General features: G+C 63.8%; 15 protein-coding genes and 1 tRNA gene. 9 read left to right on the top strand and 7 right to left on the bottom strand.

Annotation, left to right across the window (positions count from 1 at the left end):
- Nucleotides 1–103: 103 nt before the first annotated feature.
- Nucleotides 104–724 (top strand): hypothetical protein, encoded by a 621-nt coding sequence (locus J5251_RS16725; RefSeq protein ID WP_208574652.1) that lies wholly within the window; start codon nt 104–106, stop codon nt 722–724.
- Here the strand turns inward: J5251_RS16725 and J5251_RS16720 are convergent.
- Nucleotides 697–1,886 (bottom strand): IS3 family transposase gene (locus J5251_RS16720; protein ID WP_139007412.1). Its coding sequence is split into 2 segments (ribosomal slippage): nt 697–1,616 and nt 1,616–1,886, totalling 1,191 coding nucleotides; the frame shifts between segments, so codons are not numbered across the junction. The genes J5251_RS16725 and J5251_RS16720 overlap by 28 nt on opposite strands.
- A 142-nt stretch (nt 1,887–2,028) precedes the next feature.
- Between J5251_RS16720 and J5251_RS16715 the strand changes: the two genes are divergently transcribed.
- From J5251_RS16715 to J5251_RS16700, 4 genes are all read left to right on the top strand, one after another.
- Nucleotides 2,029–2,583: a DUF4389 domain-containing protein gene (locus J5251_RS16715; RefSeq protein WP_208574651.1), complete on the top strand. Its 555-nt coding sequence runs from the start codon at nt 2,029–2,031 to the stop codon at nt 2,581–2,583.
- Nucleotides 2,523–3,356, top strand: a complete 834-nt coding sequence (locus J5251_RS16710; RefSeq protein ID WP_208574650.1) for a cation:proton antiporter — start codon at nt 2,523–2,525, stop codon at nt 3,354–3,356. Before J5251_RS16715 ends, J5251_RS16710 begins: the two co-directional genes overlap by 61 nt.
- A 743-nt stretch (nt 3,357–4,099) precedes the next feature.
- A complete protein-coding gene (gene ppsA, locus J5251_RS16705; RefSeq protein ID WP_208574649.1) occupies nt 4,100–6,508 on the top strand; it encodes a phosphoenolpyruvate synthase in 2,409 nt (802 codons plus the stop codon).
- Entirely contained in the window at nt 6,509–7,354 is an 846-nt protein-coding gene (locus J5251_RS16700) for a pyruvate, water dikinase regulatory protein (RefSeq protein WP_244250706.1), read from the top strand. It begins immediately after the preceding gene.
- A 628-nt stretch (nt 7,355–7,982) separates the two neighbouring features.
- On the opposite strand, the gene J5251_RS16695 is transcribed toward J5251_RS16700, so the two are convergent.
- The 5 genes from J5251_RS16695 to J5251_RS16675 form a co-directional block, all read right to left on the bottom strand.
- A complete protein-coding gene (locus J5251_RS16695; RefSeq protein WP_208574648.1) occupies nt 7,983–9,392 on the bottom strand; it encodes a ferredoxin reductase in 1,410 nt (469 codons plus the stop codon).
- Nucleotides 9,389–10,693: an aromatic ring-hydroxylating oxygenase subunit alpha gene (locus tag J5251_RS16690; protein ID WP_139006556.1), complete on the bottom strand. Its 1,305-nt coding sequence runs from the start codon at nt 10,691–10,693 to the stop codon at nt 9,389–9,391. The genes J5251_RS16695 and J5251_RS16690 overlap by 4 nt, the downstream gene beginning before the upstream one ends.
- Nucleotides 10,694–11,516: 823 nt before the next feature.
- A tRNA-Lys gene (locus tag J5251_RS16685) sits at nt 11,517–11,592 on the bottom strand.
- A gap of 111 nt (nt 11,593–11,703) precedes the next feature.
- Nucleotides 11,704–12,822 (bottom strand): PQQ-dependent sugar dehydrogenase, encoded by a 1,119-nt coding sequence (locus tag J5251_RS16680; RefSeq protein ID WP_208574647.1) that lies wholly within the window; start codon nt 12,820–12,822, stop codon nt 11,704–11,706.
- Nucleotides 12,812–13,516, bottom strand: coding sequence for a hypothetical protein (locus J5251_RS16675; protein WP_208574646.1), 705 nt, complete (start codon nt 13,514–13,516; stop codon nt 12,812–12,814). The genes J5251_RS16680 and J5251_RS16675 overlap by 11 nt, the downstream gene beginning before the upstream one ends.
- Nucleotides 13,517–13,657: 141 nt before the next feature.
- Here J5251_RS16675 and J5251_RS16670 point away from each other — a divergent pair, with 141 nt between their 5' ends.
- Nucleotides 13,658–14,608 (top strand): 2-hydroxyacid dehydrogenase, encoded by a 951-nt coding sequence (locus J5251_RS16670; protein ID WP_208574645.1) that lies wholly within the window; start codon nt 13,658–13,660, stop codon nt 14,606–14,608.
- Between the two features lie 4 nt (nt 14,609–14,612).
- On the opposite strand, the gene J5251_RS16665 is transcribed toward J5251_RS16670, so the two are convergent.
- Nucleotides 14,613–15,056, bottom strand: coding sequence for a hypothetical protein (locus J5251_RS16665; RefSeq protein WP_208574644.1), 444 nt, complete (start codon nt 15,054–15,056; stop codon nt 14,613–14,615).
- 88 nt (nt 15,057–15,144) lie between these two features.
- Between J5251_RS16665 and ilvD the strand changes: the two genes are divergently transcribed.
- From ilvD to ilvN, 3 genes are all read left to right on the top strand, one after another.
- Nucleotides 15,145–16,848 (top strand): dihydroxy-acid dehydratase, encoded by a 1,704-nt coding sequence (ilvD, locus tag J5251_RS16660; protein ID WP_208574643.1) that lies wholly within the window; start codon nt 15,145–15,147, stop codon nt 16,846–16,848.
- A gap of 352 nt (nt 16,849–17,200) precedes the next feature.
- Complete coding sequence (locus J5251_RS16655; protein ID WP_208574642.1) at nt 17,201–19,102, top strand: acetolactate synthase large subunit; 1,902 nt, start codon at nt 17,201–17,203, stop codon at nt 19,100–19,102.
- 3 nt (nt 19,103–19,105) lie between these two features.
- Nucleotides 19,106–19,618 carry an acetolactate synthase small subunit gene (gene ilvN, locus J5251_RS16650; protein WP_074701971.1) on the top strand — a complete coding sequence of 171 codons (513 nt, stop codon included), beginning with the start codon at nt 19,106–19,108 and terminating at the stop codon, nt 19,616–19,618.
- Nucleotides 19,619–19,641 lie beyond the last annotated feature (23 nt).

Below are 19,641 nucleotides of genomic sequence, written 5' to 3'. Positions count from 1 at the left end.
GAGCGAGGCTTTTCCGGCGCACCCGTAACCGGTTCCAGGAGCACCACCGCCGCGGGCCAGACCCGTCAACTGGGTCCTGCTGGTCATCGGCGCGCTGCTGGCCATGCTGGGGATCGGGCTGACCATCGGCGGGGCCGCCCTGGCAGGCGCGGACGCGGCGCAGCAGGACGGGTGGTACCTGAGCGGACCGGTGGAACGCAACCAGAGTACCGGCTACGCTTTGACCGCACCATCCCTGGTGATCGACCCCGGGCAGGCGGGACTGCCCGGGGCGCCGCCACTGAGCGAGCTCGCCAGCATCCGGGTGCAGGTCTCCTCCGTGGTCCCCGGCCAGGACATCTTCGTCGGCATCGGGGAGGCCTCAGCGGTCTCGGCATACCTTGACGGGGTGCCCCACGACTCGATGGGCGACTTTTCCTGGCCCATCGACGGGGAACGGCCCGGGACCTTTTCCGGGACGCCAGGCGAAACGGATTCCCCGGCAGGGGAGAGGGCACCGGCCAAGCCGGCCGGGGAGGATTTCTGGGCCGCGTCCGCATCGGGCTTGGGCACCCAGGAAATCACGTGGGACCTGCAGCCGGGCCGCTGGTCCCTGGTAGTGATGAACGCCGATGCCAGTCGCCCGGTATGGGCCGACGTTCAGGCCGGGGCCAGTGGGCTGCTTAGCGAATTTCGGACAGCGGAATTAGCGGTTTCCTATGCTGCCAGGGCTGGCTGCTGGTAACTGTAGTGGACGTTGTTGGGGTACCGGTAATCGAGTGCGGAATGCCTCCTGCGGGAGTTGTAAAAGCCCTCGATATAGCGGATGACGTCCCTGCGGGCCTGAGTCTTCGTCGCGTAGACCGTGCGGTAAACACGCTCGTTTTTCAGAGCGGAAAAGAAGGATTCGGCCATCGCGTTATCCCAGCAAACCCCGGTCCGGCCCATCGAGGACCGCATGCCCAGTCCCGCGACCAGGGCCCGGAACGAGGCGGAGGTGTATTGGCTGCCGCGGTCCGAATGCCAGATCGCGCCGGGCTCGATCACGCTCGTCTCGGCGGCGTTGCGCAAGGCAGTCTCGACCAGTTCCGCACGAATGTGGTCGGCGATGGCCCAGCCCACGACTTTCTTGGAGTAGCAGTCGATGACGGTGGCCAGATAGACGAAGCCCTGCCAGGTGTGGATATAGGTGATGTCGCCGACGAACTTGGTCCCGGGCCGGTCCGCGCTGAAGTCCCGCTTCATCAGATCCGGGATCTTTGCCGCAGCGTCGGCATCGGCCTCGGTCGTGGTCCTGAACGGGCGCGGCTGGCACGGGATGAGGTTCTCATCGCGCATGATCTGGCGCACCAGCTCCGGCGAACACCCGGTGCCCTCGTCGGCCAGATCGGCGTGGATCCGCCGGTAGCCGTAGGTGCCGTCGGATCGTGTGAAGAAGTGCCGCACGCGGGCGGTGAGCGCCTGCCGGCGGGCCGCGGTGGCCGAGAGCGGGCGGGAGAGCCAGTTATAGAAACCGGACGCGGAGACGCCAAGCCACCGGCACATCTTCACCACCGGACTGGTGCCGGCAGGGTCGTTGCGCTGGGAGTCGATGAATTCATACTTCGCCACTACCGTGGCTCCCGTGCAAAGTATGCTGCGGCTTTTTTTAGGAACGCGGCCTCGGCTTTCAGCTCGCGGTTTTCGCGCTCGAGTTCCTTGAGCCTTGCTCGTTCGGAGACGCTCAGGGCCTCGTCCTCATCGGGCACGTTTCCGGCGTTACGGTATTTCTTCAGCCAGGTCCGCAGAGTCTCGGCCCCGACGCCGTTCTCCTCGGCAACGGATTTGATTGTCTTGGAGGTTGTGATGACCTCCTGGCACAGATCGTCCTTGAATTCCTGGGTGAACCGTCGTTGTGATGCAGACATTCTGCACGTTCCTCATTTCAGTAGTCCCTCTAATTTTATGAGGGTCCACTGTCCGAAATCTCTAGGCTCCCCACAGATCCCAGCTGCTGGGCCCGGCCGGCCAGGCAAACTGACCGCCGGGATCATCGCGCTCATTGTTGGGGTGCCGCTGTTACTGTTCGGCGCGGCACGGCTGGGCCGCGACATCGACCCCTCCGCCAGCAGCCGGGGTGCAGCCCTGGGGCCTGCTGCTGAACCGGCCGCCGCAGCAACAGCGCCCGGATCTCCGGGCTACCCGGTCCGGTTCAGCGGATTCCTGGACCCGCAACTGTCCCGCGGCCTGTGGCTGATGAAATGGCTGCTGGCCATACCGCACTTCATTATCCTGGCGTTGCTGTGGTTCGCCCTTTTGGTGACGACGGTCGCGGCCGGCATCATGATCCTGTTCACCGGCCGTTACCCCCGTTCCTGGTTCGCCTTCTGTGTCGGGGTGCTGCGCTGGAACTGGCGGGTCGGTTTCTACTCCCACGCGGCGCTCGGGACCGACCGGTACCCACCCTTCACCCTGGCCCCGGCGGCCGGTTACCCGGCGGACCTGGACATCGCATACCCCGAGCGGCTATCCCGGGGACTGGTGCTGGTCAAATGGTGGCTGCTGTGCTGGATGACCTTGGCCGCCTCGCGAAGAGGGAAACACCGGCGGTACTGTCGGTGCTAGTGCTCGAGGACATCGCCATGGCGTTGTATCTGCCCATATTGGTCGTCATTCTCTCCGGCGGCGGGCCCTGGCAGGCGGCCGGGGGAGTTGCCCTGGCGGTGGGGGCGGTGTCCCTTGTCCTGCTCGCCGCGCACAAGGCCGGGCACCGGATGGGCCGTCTGCTCTCCCACCCGCAGAATGAACAGGTCATGCTGCGCCTTCTTGGCATCACCCTCGTTGTCGCAGGGCTCGCCGAAGGCGTGGGTGCCAGCGCCGCCGTCGGCGCCTTCCTGGTCGGCATCGCCATTCCGCAGAGTTTCGCAGACCGTGCCCGGCGCATCCTCAGCCCGCTGCGTGATCTTTTCGCGGCAATTTTCTTCTTCACTTTCAGCCTGGCGATCCAGCCCGCAGACTTGCTGCCCATCCTGCCGGCGGCGCTGCTGTTGTGCGCTGTCACCGCTGCGACGAAGCTGGGCACAGGCTGGTGGGCGGCCAGGAAAGAGGGGGTTCAGACCCGCGGAAGGCTGCGTGCCGGTGCCGCGCTGGTGACCCGTGGCGAGTTTTCGATCGTGATCGCCGGGCTGGCCGTTACCGCAGGCTATGCGGCGGTCGGTCCGATCGCCACGGCATATGTGCTGATACGGGCCCTCTCCTGGCCCGGTTCATCGACACCTCCACAGCCAGAACCAAGGGCAAACCTGCAAAGACCTGACCTGGACCGTGAGAACCTAAGGGTAGAGCACAAGCAACAAGGCCGCTTGCCTGGAGTTCCGGGAGGAAGACCGCCGCCTTAAACAGCCGCGACGATGCCGATCATACGAAGATTCTATTGGTGACCGGGACTTCTGTGTGTTCTGCAGGTTGTGCGCTCTGCACCAGCTGTGGGTGGATGCTCTGGTGCTGCGCGGCTCGGCCACTCTTGGACGCCTATCCTACGTATTAAGGTGTTCGGGTGATTGAGGGGGTCCGGTGGGCCGGTGCGCGTAGGCTACGGTAGCTGCGAGGCTGGTACCGACAACAACGGAAACCATCACCATCGGACCAGTCCGCTCGTATCCCCGCTCATGACGATCAGCATCATCGCGGCCATGATTCGCGACAGCTCTTTACCCGGACGGCTGGCTACGAGGTATGGATCAATTACAAGTGGGAGGGCTAACCTATCCGCCGAAACCAGGTGGAACCTCCGCTCGACATGTGCTGCGGTCCTCAACGCAACCAGCTGCGGGGGCCTCATTTACGTTCCTTCAAGCCCACTTGCAACCGCACCTTCCGTTGCCTTGGCCGCAACCGGTGTCCATTCATTCAAGGCAGATCTGTTTCCGAGTTCCTGGCGAACTCAAATGCTGAGGCTCCGCTAGCCGCAATGGTCCGGCCGGATCTCTATCGGCGACTGCGTACCTTCCATTTCTTTCGGTGACCTCGATATTTTGTTGCGTGCGTCACAATCACTTGCCTCCCCGTGGCCGTATTGACAGCCTTGGGCATCAACCATTTGTACAGCGCTTTGTGCGCGTGCCCACAAGGAGCACCACATATGACCGACGTTCTTTGGTTTTCTGAACTTGGCCTGTCCGACCTTGAGCGGGTCGGGGGTAAAAACGCCTCGCTCGGGGAGATGATCCGGGGCCTGGCAACGGCCGGGGTCCGGGTTCCCGACGGTTTCGCCACCACGGCGGACGCCTACAGGCGTTTCCTGCGCGAGTCCGGCCTCGATGAGCGCATCGGCGCGATCCTCGAGAACCTGGACAGCGACAACGTGACTGCCCTGGCCCGCGCCGGCACGCAGATCCGGGACCTGATCCGTCACACCCCGTTCCCCGCCGGTTTTGAGGAGCAGATCCGGGGCGCGTACAGCCAGCTGGTTGAAAACCACGGAGGGGATACGGAGGTGTCGTGGGCGGTTCGCTCCAGCGCCACTGCCGAGGATCTGCCGGATGCTTCCTTTGCCGGCCAGCAGGAGACCTTCCTGAATATCCGCGGCGTGGAGAACATCCTCCACGCGGTCAAGGACGTTTTCGCCTCGCTCTACAACGACCGGGCCATTGCCTACCGCGTCCATCATGGTTTTACCCATTCCGAGGTTGCCCTCTCAGCCGGTATCCAGCGCATGGTCCGCTCCGACATCGGCACCTCCGGCGTGATGTTCACCATGGATACCGAGTCCGGCTTCAACGACGCCGTGTTCATCACCTCCTCCTACGGCCTGGGCGAAGCAGTGGTTCAGGGAGCGGTGAATCCTGACGAATTCTATGTGTATAAGCCTGCCCTGGCCGCCGGCCGTCCGGCGGTCCTCAAGCGTGGACTCGGCGAAAAAGCGATCCAGATGACCTACACCGAGTCCCGGGAGGTCGGCCGGACCGTCGATTTCGTACCCGTGCCCCGCGAGCAGCGCGGCAGGTTCAGCCTCAGCGACGCCGAAGTCGAGCAGCTCGCCCGGCATGCGGTGGCGATCGAAGCCCATTACGGCCGCCCCATGGACATTGAGTGGGGCAAGGACGGCGTGGACGGAGAACTGTACATCCTGCAGGCCCGCCCGGAGACCGTCCAGTCCCGCCAGGCCACCGGTACCATTTCCCGGTACAAGCTCAACGAGCACTCCAAGGTCCTGACCGAGGGCCGGGCCATCGGCCAGCGCATCGGCGCCGGCCAGGTGCGCGTGCTGACCTCGATCGACCAGATGGCCTCGTTCCAACCCGGCGACGTCCTGGTGGCGAACATGACCGACCCGGACTGGGAACCGATCATGAAGAAGGCCGCCGCGATCGTGACCGACCGCGGCGGCCGCACCTGCCACGCGGCGATCATCGCCCGGGAACTGGGCATCCCGGCTGTGGTCGGCACCGGAAACGCGTCCCGGGTCCTGGCCGACGGGGCGCCGGTGACCGTCTCCTGCGCTGAAGGCGAGGCCGGACGGGTCTACGAGGGACTGCTGGACTACACGCTGCACGAAACCACGGTGGACACGATGCCGCCGGCGCCGGTTCAGATCATGATGAACGTTGGTACTCCTGAACAGGCCTTCAGCTTCTCCCGGCTCCCGCACAGCGGCGTCGGCCTGGCCCGCCTGGAATTCATCATCAACCGCCAGATCGGCATCCACCCCAACGCCCTGCTGGCCCTGGAAGGCGAGATCGAGCGGCCCGCCGCGCTGTCCGACTACACGGTGCAGCAGATCCGGGAAAAGACCGCCGCCTACGAGGGGCCGCGGGACTACTACGTGCGGCGGCTGGCCGAGGGCATTTCCACCATCGCCGCCGCCTTCGCACCGGAACCGGTAATTATCCGGCTGTCGGACTTCAAGTCCAACGAGTACGCCAACCTGCTCGGCGGCCCCGCCTTCGAACCGGTCGAAGAGAACCCGATGATCGGCTACCGCGGCGCCTCCCGGTACCTCTCGCCGTCGTTCCGCAAGGCGTTCGAGCTTGAGTGCGAGGCCCTGAAATTCGCGCGCAACGAGATGGGCCTGTCCAACATCAAGCTCATGGTCCCGTTCGTGCGCACCCTCGAGGAAGCGCAGGGAGTGACCGAGCTGCTCGCCGCCAACGGCCTGCGCCGCGGCGAGGACGGGCTTCAGATCGTCATGATGTGCGAACTGCCGGCCAATGCCCTGCTGGCCGATGAGTTCCTGGACTACTTCGACGGTTTTTCCATCGGCTCCAATGACCTGACGCAGCTCACCCTCGGTCTGGACCGGGACTCTGCGCTCGTCGCCGGAGGCTTCGACGAACGCAACCCCGCGGTGAAGAAGCTACTGGAGATAGCGATCGCCGCCTGCCGCGCCCGTGGGAAGTACGTCGGCATCTGCGGCCAGGGTCCCAGTGACCATCCGGACTTCGCCGAGTGGCTGCTGGAGCAGGGCATCAGCTCGATCTCTCTCAACCCCGACGCCGTAACGGATACCTGGCTGCGCCTGGCCCGGACCGGCAACCGCTCCGCGGTCTAAGTGACCGATCCACAGCAGCGGAACACCGCGGGGATTGGGCAGCGCCCGGCCCCCGCGGTGTTCTTCCTCTCGGACAGCACCGGCATCACCGCCGAGACGCTGGGCAACACCTTGCTGACCCAGTTTCCCGGTCACCGATTCGAACGCCGCATCATCCCCTTTATCACCACCGAGGAGGAGGCAGAGCGCGTTGTGCGGACCATCGACGCCGTTGCCGCGGTAGGCGCGCGGCCGATCGTCTTTTCCACCGTGGTGAATCCGGATACCCGCGCGATCCTCTCGCAGGGCAACGGGCACTTCATGGATTTGCTCGGCGCCCACATCGCCGAGCTGGAAGATGTCCTGCAGTCCCGGGCCAGCGCGGAACCGGGCAAGGCCCACGGCCTCGGCGACGCCATCCGCTACCAGTCCCGCATGACCGCCGTCGAGTACGCCATCGAGCACGACGACGGGCAGTCCATTCGAGCATTGGAACGTGCGGAGCTGATCCTGATCGCCCCCTCACGGTGCGGCAAGACCCCGACGACAATGTACCTGGCGCTGCAGCACGGTGTCCTGGCCGCTAACTTCCCGCTCGTCGAGGAGGACTTAACCAGCCGCTCGCTGCCGGAGCCGCTGCGCCCCTTCGTACGCAAATGCTTCGGGCTTACCTCCCTGCCGGTCCGGCTGAGCCAGATCCGCCAGGAACGCCGGCCGCACAGCACCTACGCCTCGCTGTCCCAGTGCAGCTGGGAACTGCGCAACGCCGAAGACATGTACGTGATCAACGGAATCCCGTACGTAAACTCTGCGTCCATGTCGGTCGAAGAAATCTCTGCCACCATCGTTCAACGGATGAAACTGTAAGCATTGAGATCGGCTGGCGGTCGCCCCGACTACCGAAGCTGCCTGGGCCGCGCAATGAAGGGTCCCCGTAAACGCAGAGCGAAAGTCTGGCTGGGGTCCGCGCTGATACCCATTAATGTCCGCACTCGTCTAAAATCCCGCCATTTAGCCCTGATGCCTCGCATACACCTGTTAGTAGCTAGTCGCAGCACTCGAGGTACACAGGCATTTTTACGGGCGGGGTAATCGCGAATCTGAGAACCCGGAACCGTGGCGTTTTGAGCGTTTGGTTTTAGTCGGGGAGTGGTGCGATGAAGGACCGGCTAAGCGACTGAATGTTTCAGGTTGAGTTCTGGGACCGTAGCGTGAGCGTCGGATAACTAGGAAGTGACCCTATTCTGACGTTCATTCCGACACCCGCCTGACGTCAGGTCGAAAGAGACACCAACCCGAACCAGCGGCCTTACATCCGATCGCACATGCTCTCCAGCTGGTGGTGCGTTCATTTTCCGGGAAGGTACGACTGGTCGGGGAGCCCACGGACCGACAAGGGCCTACGGAAATACCACCTGTGGCATTCCAATAGGCCCCTGTCTTCTTGCCGTGAAAACCATCCCTTAGCTGTTTGACCCAGAGCAGTTAAGGGCGGCTAGGCATCGATCACCATATCGGTGCGCGCGGTCGAGCAGCAGGGCAGGAACTTGCCGGCATCGATCTCCCGTGCCCGGATCCCACCCTGGTGGTTCATCTCGACCTCCCCTGAAAGCTTGACGACCTTGCAGGAGCCGCACATGCCTTCCTTGCAGTTTGCACCGATCCTGACGCCCGCACGCTGGGCCACCTCGAGAATGTGCTCGTCGGGGTCAACCCGCACATTGATGCCGGTACGCATGAAGGACAGGGTCAGGCTTCCCGTTCCCACCGTGTCAAAACTCGAGGCATCAGAGGAACCGGGCTCCTCTCCCACACCCGAACTGCCATCTTCGGAACGGGGCGCGTCCGGGTCGACGGTTTCCAGCGGCAGCCCCGTGGCCGTCAGGGTTCCCTCGGCGTCGTAGCCGGGCTCGTAGAGCCCGAACGCGGTGGGCTGACTTTCGTAGTAGTCCTGGGCGGAATCGGCGATTTCCTCGGCGATTTCCTCTGCGATGTCCGCTGCAAGCGCGAGCTCTTCTTGGTATTCAAGGAGCGTCTGGCGATCGCCCGAGAAGAATTCCATGTTGATGGAGGTGTCGTCGACGCCGACCTTCTTGAGGAGCTCGGCAGCGGTGTTCAGGTAACCCTCGGGACCGCAGGCATAGACCTGGCGGCCATTGGCGTCGGGTGCCACCTGGTCGATCATGGCCGCCGTCAGCCTTCCGCTGAGCCATTCCCACCCCTCGGGCTTGCTTCGGTTGCCCAGGGAATAGAAGACCTTGACGCGGGAGTCCACGGAGGCAATGTAGGCCAGTTCCTGGTGGAAGGCATATCCTCCGGCCTCCGCTCCGTGGTACAGCACCACCACATCCGCCTGTCCGGGCAGGGAGTGGATGGTCCGCACCATCGACATGATGGGGGTGATGCCGGCGCCGGCGGCCAGCAGGAGGTACCGTGCCCGCCGGTCGGCGTCGGGCAGGTGGAAAGCCCCGACCGGGCCCAGCATGTCCAGGACCATGCCGGGTTTGACGTTCTCATGGACCCACGGGGAGACGAGTCCCGCGGGGTCGCTTTTAACGGTGATGTTGAAGGTCCACGGCTGGGTGGGCGAACTGGACAGCGAGTAGCTGCGGTCCACCGGATCCTGGTCCTCGCCGTTCACAGGAAAGGCGATGTTCACGTACTGGCCCGCACGGAACGCCAGGGGCGCACCGTCGCAGCGGCGGAACACGAAGGTCATCATGCCGCCCGCCTCGGGAACGGTCTCGACACACTCAGCCATGAACTCCTGCGGATGCCAGGGGCCCAACGCGCGGGCGGCGCCGGCGGGCCCCTCGGTGCTGCCCATCACCCTGTTCCACGGCATCTCAAGACCACGGATGCGCGATGGTTCCGAGATCGCCGTCTCGGTGAGGAGCTCAATCATGCCAAGTGCTCCTGCACGCGCTGCACGTACCAGTTGATGAACGCCTCTACCTGGTATTCGCTCTTCATGTACGGGCCGGGCTCGTAGGCGGGGCTGCTAGCGCCCTTCTGGCACAGCTCCACGAAGGCCTTGTCCTGAAGATTAGTTTGCTTCCACGTGTAGGTGAGTTTCTCCAGATCGTAATCGACACCTTCCTCGGCGTCGTCAGCCACCAGCCAGGTGGTGCGTACCAGTGTCTGGTGTTCGTTGACGGGGAAGACGGCGAACGTGATGACGTGGTCCCCTTGGAAATGGAACCAGCTGTTGGGCTGCAGATGCATAGAGCAGCGGCCAAGGCGGAAGTCCCGCAAGTCACCGAGCAGCTTCTTGGAGAGCCTGCGCCCATCGGGGGAGAACGATTCGCCTTCACCGTCCAGTGATTCCCGTGAGATGCGGATTCCCGCTACGCGCGTGTCAAGCTCCTCGACGACCTCGTAGGGAAGGCCATAGCGGCGGCAACGCTCCTCAAGCGAGGACTGCGCTTCCTTGTTGCGGTCCCACACCTCCTCGAGATGGGGCGGGATAACGCCGTCCGTCAGGCCCCAGGTGGGAAAGAGGGAACAGGCCAGTTCCGGGTGGCCGTCGCAGTGGTAGCACTCACGGTTGTTCTCCATGACCAGCTTCCAGTTGCCCTCTTCGATGATGTTCTGCTGGTAGGCGATTTTGGTCTTCGACAGATCGTGGGGTGCGAGGTAAGGCTCGAAGATCTTAGAGGTTTCGTCGAAATCCGCCGGCGGCTCATCTGCAATGCAGACGAAGATGAGCCCGGCGACCATGCGGCTGTGGGCTCGCTTGAGGCCGAAGCAGCCCTTGTCGAACTTCGTTTCCCCGGGAGCCGAGGCGTGGATCAGATCGCCGCTGGGCGAGTAGGTCCAGGAGTGGTAGCCGCAGACCAGGTTTCCCGTTGATCCCGCAGCTTCGGTCAGGACGCGGGCGCCGCGGTGGCGGCACACGTTGTGCAGGACGTTCACATCGCCGTCGTCGTTGCGCAGCACGATCAGGGAGTAGGGCCCGTAGTCGACGGTGACGTAGTCGCCCGGCTCCGGCAGTTCGGCGACGCTGGCAGCATAGATCCAGTGCTGGCCAAAAATGGCCTCCATGTCGATGTTGAAAATCGACCGGTCTGTGTAGAAGGGGGCATCGAGGGAATAGCCCGCGCGCCGGAACTCAAACAGCTCGGCGATTTCCGCCCGCTGATGGGCAGGCAATGATGAAGCGAGTTTTCCGCGTGAGTTGAGGGCCACGTTCACTGGAGCGGACATTTTTTTCTCCCGGGTGGACTGGAAGTGGGCGATTGGTGGGGATTACGGAGTTAGTGCGGGCAACTGGTGTTGTCGAGATGTTGTAGTCACGAGATTAGGGAGGACCGAAGAGCAAGAGGGGCCTGTCGTAGATGACAAATAATCGGCAGTCCCACCACCGCAAACGTCTCCATGCTTAGCCCTTCGCACTGCGTATTACGCAACTACAATCATGATGTGCAACAGCGTGACGTATCCCACGTTTGGTGTCAAGCTTTGAGACGCGGCTCGGCGCTATATAAATGCTTTGGTTGCAGTGCGGGTAGGGGCGACAGCGTGGGACGCAGGATGCCAGAAGGGGAGATGCGGCTCTATTCTGACGGGATCCCGACCACTCATCTGACGTCAGGTTGTTTCGCCGTACTGGAGCTTTTCGAGGTCCTCGATCCAATTCCGCTATGGGGAATCGACCTGGCGGAGGAAAAGCCCTGACCCAGCAGGCGTCTACCGCTGCCCTCCGATCTTCAGCAGAAGGGCTTTTCTGATGACCGGGACGACCGCACCCAATGTGGGTCGCTGGCGACTGGGACGGTGACATATCGTGAATGCGGGCTGCAGTCGACGCCGCCGCTGCTGGTGCTCAACGGGATAATGCATGTCAGGGGACCTGAGGGTTGCTTTGAGGTTGCCTTCGGCTGACCAAATGGCGACAGAGGCAACGATACGTCGCGCGGTAAGCGCACTCATGCTCTATATGGACCGTAAATAACCCCCGCTGGCTATTGAGGCAAGAAGAAACCCCGCCTGTCCAAGCAGTTGGCTTGGTCAGACGGGGTTTCTGCTCTGGTGCACCCCCCGGGACTCGAACCCGGAACCCATTGATTAAGAGTCAATTGCTCTGCCAGTTGAGCTAGAGGTGCAATGTGTTTCGAAGCGTTTCGGACTTTTTCGTTTCCGTTTTCTCCCTCGCAACGACATGTAACTCTAGCAGGACTTTTTGGTGAATGCGAAATCCAGCGGTCGATTGTTGGCTACTTCACAGAAACGGCCAGCATGCGGTCCGGATTGCCCCCATTCGTCAGTACCCACAGGTCGCCTTCCGGAGACAGCGCCACGTCGCGGAGCCTGCCGTACTTGTCCGTCAGGAGCGCCGTAGGTTCGCCTGCGCCTTCCTCAGCCAGTTCTACACGCCACAGGCGCTCGCCCCGCAGGGCCGCTATCCAGGCCACATCCTCCACAATGGCCATGCCGCTGGGGGAGGCCTCGGCTGTAGATGGCCAAACAACGACGGCGTCCACATACCTTTCGTCTCCGGGTGCGCCGGTAACGGCGGGCCAGCCGTAGTTCTGCCCCGGCTCGATGAGGTTGAGTTCGTCGTCCTCGGTGGGGCCGAATTCGGTTGCCCACAGGCGGCCCAGCGAATCCCAATCCATGCCCTGGACGTTTCTGTGCCCGTAGCTGTACACGGGGCTGTCCGGGAAGGGATTCCCCGGTGCGGGCTCCCCATCCGTAGTGACCCGGAGAATCTTGCCGCCCAGAGAATCCAAGTCCTGGGCCGTTTGGGAATTGCTCGCGTCGCCCGTGGACACGTAGAGGTGGCCGTCCGGGCCGAACTCCAACCGGCCGCCGTTGTGGATCCGCGATTTGGGGATCCCGGTGACTACCTCCTGCGCGTCCGACAAGGGGCCGTTGTTCCAACGGTAGCTGATGACCCGGTTGTCCTGAGGCGCCGTCAGATAGACAAACAGGCGCTGGTTTTCGGCGTAGTCCGGGCCTACCGCGAGACCCATCAGGCCGCCCTCTCCCGTTGTTTCAAGCGGGGAGTCAATCGGTACTGAAGCCACCGTGCGACCGTCGCTGACGTGTTTGATCACCCCGGTGTCGTTTTCCGAGATGAGCGCACTCCCATCCGGCAGGACGGCGATGGACCAAGGCGACTCCAGATCCGTGGCTGCCGTTGTGACGCGGTCCCCTAAAGACGGGGTGCTGCCGGTGTTCGGGGCGGGGCTTTCGGACGGACCGGTGCAAGCCGCCAGCCCCAGCGCCAGCACCGCAGCCGTAGCTGGGAGCTGGCCGCGCCGAAAAATGTCCTTGCGGCGCCGGTCGCCCGGAACGGATGTGTCAGCACGAGGTAGTGGCTTAGGTCGCATTCGTGCCGCGGCCGCCGTCGTCGTCCTGAACTTTGTTCACCCGCGGTTCGATGACGGTTTCGCCGTCGTGCGCGGGCCACTGCGTTTCATCGTAAAGCGGGTCCGGGCTGTCCGGGGTGGTGCCGCTTTCCTGTGGCTTCGGTTCGGCCCCGGTCTCCGGTGCGCCCGGGCTTGCCTGGGATGGAGCCTGATCCTTTGCCTGGTCTCCGGTGAAGGGACCGGCGGGCGCATCCGGCTCCACCGGTGCCGCATGTTTGCCGTGAGTAGGCGTCGGAGCGTCGGAGTCTTCAATGTATTTGTCCTCGACGGCGGGTTCTGAGTGTGCTGTTTCCGCTGCGCTCTCGGTCCAGCCGTCGATGGGTTCGGGGCCTTTGTCGTTTGAGCCCGTCTCGTTGGTATGTCCGGCAATGAGTCCGCCTGTTGCCGCACCGGCCGCGACGCCGCCCGCCGCCGGTTCGGAGCGATCGGCTACGTTGCCTTGCCTCGGCTTTGCGCCATCATCCGTCACGCCCATCCTGCCGACGGTGGGAGCCTGGGCGGCAGCATCGGAGGGCCCGTGCGCCATGTTGGTCGGTGCATGGCCCAGCGGTCCGCTCGAGGCCGGCACCTGTCCGGCAGAGGAACCCCGGGTGAAAAGCCACCACAAAACCGCAGCGACAATGACGACAATCAGTACCCAGATGAACCATTCCATGACGGGACCTTCTTCGGTTGGCGGCGTGGATCGTCTGATCCGTACGTTAGTTCCCGCCCCAGAGCATGTCCATAGCCATGTACCGGGCCGGCTGGGCCGGCTGCTTTGGGTCTGTCTTGCCGCCGGGCTAAAGTGCCGAACATGGCTCAGCAGACCTTGATCAACACCGTTACCTTTCCGGATGCATCCCTCTTGGAGGCGGTGGGGCCGCTGCCATCCGGACTGCAAGCCGGAGTGTGGGACCTGCAGGGGCCGCCGCGGGGGATTGCAGCCGCCGACATCGAAGCAGTGATCCTGCCGTACGCCGCAGGCACCGATTGGGGTGCGTTGAAGGACCTGCCTCGGCTGAAGCTTGTCCACACCCAATCAACGGGTTATGACGGCCTGCCGGAACTGGTGGGACCGGATGTCGCCGTGGTTAGTGCGGCCGGTGTCCATGCAGCCGCCATGGCGGAACTGGCGGTAGGGCTGACGCTGGCGTCGCTGCGCGGCGTGGACCAGATGGTCCGGGACCAGCCCAAGGCAGTGTGGAATTCGGTGCGGCGCCAGTCCCTGGCCGACAGTCGGGTCCTGCTGGTTGGGGTCGGCGGTATCGGCAGGGAAATTGCCCGGCGGCTCCAGCCCTTCGAGGTTGAACTCACACGCGTGGGAAATACCGCCCGGGTCGATGCCGAGGGCCAGGTGCACGGCGCCGACGAACTCACCGCCCTGGCCGCAAAGTGCGACGTGATGATCGTCATCACTCCGCTCAATGATTCCACCCATCAACTGATCGACGCCGAAGTCCTCGCCGCCATGCCCGACGGCGCCCTACTGGTCAACGTTGCGCGGGGAGCGGTGGTCGATTCGGACGCGCTGACCGCGGAGGTTCTCAGCGGCAGGCTCAAAGCCGCCGTCGATGTCTTCGACCCGGAGCCGATCCCGCGCGACCACCCGCTCTGGCAGTCCGAAAACATCATCATCGCCCCGCACGTGGGCGGCAACACCACCGCGTTCTGGCCCCGGATCGTCAAGCTGCTGCAGGGCCAGCTGCAGCGGCTGTCCGAGGGGGAGTTGCCGGAAAACCTGGTTCAGCCCGGGCCCTTCGCCTGAGTACTTAGGCGACTTCGAGCAGGCCGGCCATGAAGCTGCGGAAGTCCGCTTGGTCCTCTTCCTGCTCGATAACGTACCCGGGAATCGGCAGCAGGCCACGGCTCTGGACGGTGAACCGGAAGGTTTTTCCCGTGCTCGTGCCGACTTCGTAGTCACCCTCGGCCAGCTGGACGGCGTGGGAGAGGTTGGTCATGTTGATCGCCACGGGGGTGCTTCCGGCCGTGAGTGTGGGCCCGTTGAACGGAGCGACGATCAGCTCTTGCGGGCGCCAGCGATAACCGATGACGTAATACCGGCCCTTCCTCGAACCCGTCGGTGACTGGGCCGTCCGGTCTGCCCCTGTACTGCCGAAAACCAGGTTGTAGTCGCCGTGGTTGGGGATCTGGGCGTCGAAAATGCCGCTCAGGATGTCCTTGAGTTCGTCGCTGGTGGGCGTGGTGGGGTGCATGTTTCCATCCTAGGGAACCGCTCCATTGTGTTGCGCCTGCGTGTCACATGGTCATGAGCGCAGCGGGGCTGGCCATAGAATCGAAGTCATGAGCGCGGACGTAACTCCTGATATCAAGCCCCGTAGCCGGGTAGTCACCGACGGCATTCACGCAGCACCGGCGCGCGGAATGTTCCGAGCAGTGGGAATGGGGGATGACGATTTTGCCAAGCCGCAGATCGGTGTCGCCAGTTCCTGGAACGAAATCACCCCCTGCAATCTATCGCTGAACCGGCTGGCCCAGGGCGCCAAGGAAGGCGTCCACTCCGGCGGCGGGTTCCCGATGCAGTTCGGCACCATCTCCGTTTCGGACGGCATTTCGATGGGGCACGAGGGAATGCACTTCTCGCTGGTCTCCCGCGAGGTCATCGCCGACTCGGTGGAGACAGTGATGCAGGCCGAACGGATCGACGGCTCGGTGCTGCTGGCCGGTTGCGACAAGTCCCTGCCGGGCATGCTGATGGCTGCCGCGCGCCTGGACCTCGCCAGCGTCTTCCTCTATGCGGGCTCAATCATGCCCGGGTTCGCCAAGCTGGAGGACGGCTCGGAGAAGGAAGTCACCCTGATCGACGCCTTTGAGGCCGTCGGAGCCTGTGCTGCAGGCAAGATGAGCCTGAAGGACCTGGACGCCATCGAGCGGGCGATCTGCCCGGGCGAAGGCGCCTGCGGCGGCATGTACACCGCCAACACCATGGCTTGCATCGGCGAAGCCCTCGGCATGTCCCTGCCGGGCTCCGCCGCCCCGCCCTCGGCCGACCGCCGCCGCGACATGTTCGCCCGGCAGTCCGGCGAGGCCGTGGTCAACCTGCTGCGCCTGGGGATCACCGCGCGCGACATCATGACCAAGAAGGCCTTTGAGAACGCCATCGCCGTCACCATGGCTTTCGGCGGCTCCACCAACGCGGTGCTGCACCTGCTGGCGATCGCCCGCGAAGCGCAGGTGGACCTGACGCTCGAGGACTTCAACCGCATTGGCGACAAGATCCCGCACCTGGGCGACCTGAAGCCGTTCGGCCGCTACGTAATGTTCGACGTGGACAAGATGGGCGGCGTGCCGGTCATCATGAAGGCACTGCTGGACGCCGGCCTGCTGCACGGCGACTGCCTGACTGTCACGGGAAAGACCGTTGCGGAGAACCTCGCGGAGATCAATCCGCCGGACCTGGACGGCAAGATCCTGCGCGCCCTGGACAACCCGATCCACAAGACCGGCGGCATCACCGTGCTGCACGGCACGCTGGCTCCCGAAGGCGCCGTCGTCAAGAGCGCGGGCTTCGACGCCGACGTCTTCGAAGGCAACGCCCGTGTCTTCGAACGCGAGCAGGGTGCGCTCGAAGCGCTGGACCGCGGCGAAATCAAGGCGGGCGACGTCGTCGTTATCCGCTACGAGGGCCCCAAGGGCGGTCCGGGCATGCGCGAAATGCTGGCCATCACCGGCGCGATCAAGGGTGCCGGCCTGGGCAAGGACGTCCTCCTGCTGACCGACGGCCGCTTCTCCGGCGGCACCACCGGCCTGTGCATCGGCCACGTGGCGCCGGAAGCAGTGGACGGCGGTCCGATCGCCTTCGTCATGGACGGCGACCGCATCCGGGTGGACATTGCGGCCCGCAGCTTCGACCTGCTGGTCGACGAGGCCGAGCTCGAAGGCCGCAAGATCGGCTGGGAGCCGCTCCCGGCCAAGTTCACCACCGGTGTGCTGGCCAAGTACGCGAAGCTCGTGCACTCGGCCTCCACCGGCGCTTACTGCGGCTAACCACAGGACGACGACGGCGGGGAGCCACCCGCCGTCGTCGTCCTTGCGGTGGACCCGGTGAGAGTCCACTAACTGGACAGCAACGTCCGTATAATGAGACAACGTTGTCTCCGGTTGACACTGATATCTGTGTGGTAGAACACTGAAGTCATGCAGAACGTATCCGTGGTCGTCCTTATCAAGCGCGTGGCGTAAGCCCCGGCTGGTAAGACCACGTCACGCGCGAAACCCCATCGGAGCCAACCGGCTCGACGGGGTTTTTTTATTTGCAGAAGAGAACAGAGCCGGCCCTCCCGTTGCAGGGAACCGGCAGGCACATCCGAAATTACAGAAGATCCGCAAAGGAAATCCGATGAGTAAGGGATCGCCAATCAGCCCCTCGCTGATGGCCCAAAAAGCGCCGGCCGCGGCCAGCGACGCTGTCAAGAACAAAGATGCTGCTTCTGTCTCTTCCATCGTGGATGCGGTCAACCCCGTTCAGGGGCCCAACAACATCGTGCCGCCCACAGAAATGACCGGCTCACAAGCCGTTGTCCGTTCACTGGAAGAACTGGGCGTCGATGACGTCTTCGGGTTGCCGGGCGGGGCCATCCTCCCCACCTACGACCCGCTCATGGACTCGACCAAGATTAACCACATCCTGGTCCGCCATGAACAGGGAGCAGGCCATGCCGCCCAGGGCTACGCCATGGTCACCGGCAAGGCAGGCGTCTGCATCGCCACCTCCGGCCCCGGCGCCACCAACCTGGTGACGGCCATCGCGGACGCCCACATGGACTCCGTTCCGATGGTGGCGATTACCGGCCAGGTAGCCACCAGCGTTATCGGCTCGGACGCCTTCCAGGAAGCGGACATTGTCGGCATCACCATGCCGATCACCAAGCACTCCTACCTGGTCACGAACCCGGAAGACATTCCGCGGGTGCTGGCCGAGGCATTCCACATCGCCACCACCGGCCGTCCCGGCCCCGTCCTGGTGGACATCCCGAAGGATTGCCAGCAGGCGAAGGTGACGTTCTCCTGGCCACCGAAGATCGACATTCCCGGCTACCGCACGGTGGTCCGCGGACACTCCAAGCAGGTCCGGGAGGCAGCCAAGCTGATTGCGGCCGCGGAACGTCCCGTCTTCTACGTCGGCGGCGGCGTGCTCAAGGGCAATGCGTCCCCGGAACTGCTCGAACTTGCGGAGCTGGTTGGCGCGCCGGTGGCCACAACGTTGATGGCCCGCGGCGTGTTCCCCGATTCCCACCCGCAGCATGTCGGCATGCCGGGCATGCACGGCTCGGTCTCGGCCGTCACGGCGCTGCAGCAGTCGGACCTGCTCATCACCCTGGGTGCCCGGTTCGATGACCGGGTGACCGGTGTCCTGAGCACCTTTGCCCCGGACGCCAAGGTCATCCACGCCGACATCGACCCGGCCGAAATCTCGAAGAACCGCACGGCAGATGTGCCGATCGTCGGTTCGGTCAAGGAGATCATTCCGGAGCTCGCCCAGGCCTGCCGGGAACGGTTTGCCGCCGTTGGAGCCCCGGATCTGACCGAGTGGTGGACCCAGGTGAACCGGCTGAAGAACACCTACCCGCTGGGCTTCACGGAGCCCGACGACGGCCTGATGGCGCCCCAGCAGGTCATCGAGCGCATCGGCGAACTCACCGGTCCGGAGGGCGTCTACGTCGCCGGCGTGGGCCAGCACCAGATGTGGAGCGCCCAGTTCATCAAGTACGAGCGGCCGCAGGCCTGGCTGAACTCCGGCGGGCTGGGCACCATGGGTTATTCCGTGCCTGCCGCCATGGGCGCCAAGGTCGGCAACCCGGACCGGGTGGTCTGGTCGATCGATGGCGACGGCTGCTTCCAGATGACCAACCAGGAGCTGGCAACCTGCGCGCTGAACAACATTCCGATCAAGGTTGCTGTCATCAACAACTCCTCGCTCGGCATGGTGCGGCAGTGGCAGACGCTGTTCTACGACGGCCGCTACTCCAACACCGACCTGCACACCGGCCACGAGACGGTCCGGATCCCGGATTTCGTCAAGATGGCCGATGCCTACGGTTGTGTCGGGCTGCGCTGCGAACGCGCCGAGGACATCGACGCGACGATCAAGCAGGCGCTGGAAATCAACGACCGTCCGGTGGTGATCGACTTCGTCGTCAGCCCCAACTCCATGGTCTGGCCGATGGTGCCCTCGGGCGTCAGCAACGACCTGATCCAGATCGCCCGCGACATGACCCCGGAATGGGAAGAAGAGGACTAGTCAATGGCACGCCATACCCTTTCAGTGCTGGTTGAAGACGTTCCGGGTGTCCTGACCCGTGTCGCCAGCCTCTTTGCCCGCCGGGCGTTCAACATCCATTCTTTGGCCGTAGGCCCCACGGAAACCTCCGGGTTCTCCCGCATTACCGTGGTGGTTGAAGCTGAAGGTGATCTGCTGGAACAGGTCACCAAGCAACTGAACAAGCTCATCAATGTCATCAAGATTGTCGAGCTGGTTCCCGAATCCTCCGTGCAACGCGACCACATCTTGGTCAAGGTTCGTGCGGATGCCGCGACTCGGCTGCAAGTAACCCAGGCAGCAGATCTCTTCCGCGCTTCCGTGGTCGACGTGTCTACCGACTCGTTGGTCCTGGAAGCCACTGGCACCGCCGAAAAGCTCAACGCACTGCTGTCCGTGCTTGAGCCGTTTGGCATCCGCGAAATTGTTCAATCAGGAACGCTGGCCATCGGCCGCGGCTCCCGGTCCATGAGCGACCGCGCCCTGCGTTCCGCCTAGACCCTTATCAAGAAACCTCAAAC

It is taken from the genome of Arthrobacter crystallopoietes (assembly GCF_017603825.1).
Taxonomy (GTDB): domain Bacteria; phylum Actinomycetota; class Actinomycetes; order Actinomycetales; family Micrococcaceae; genus Crystallibacter; species Crystallibacter crystallopoietes_B.
This window is presented reverse-complemented; position numbering and strand designations above follow the sequence as displayed.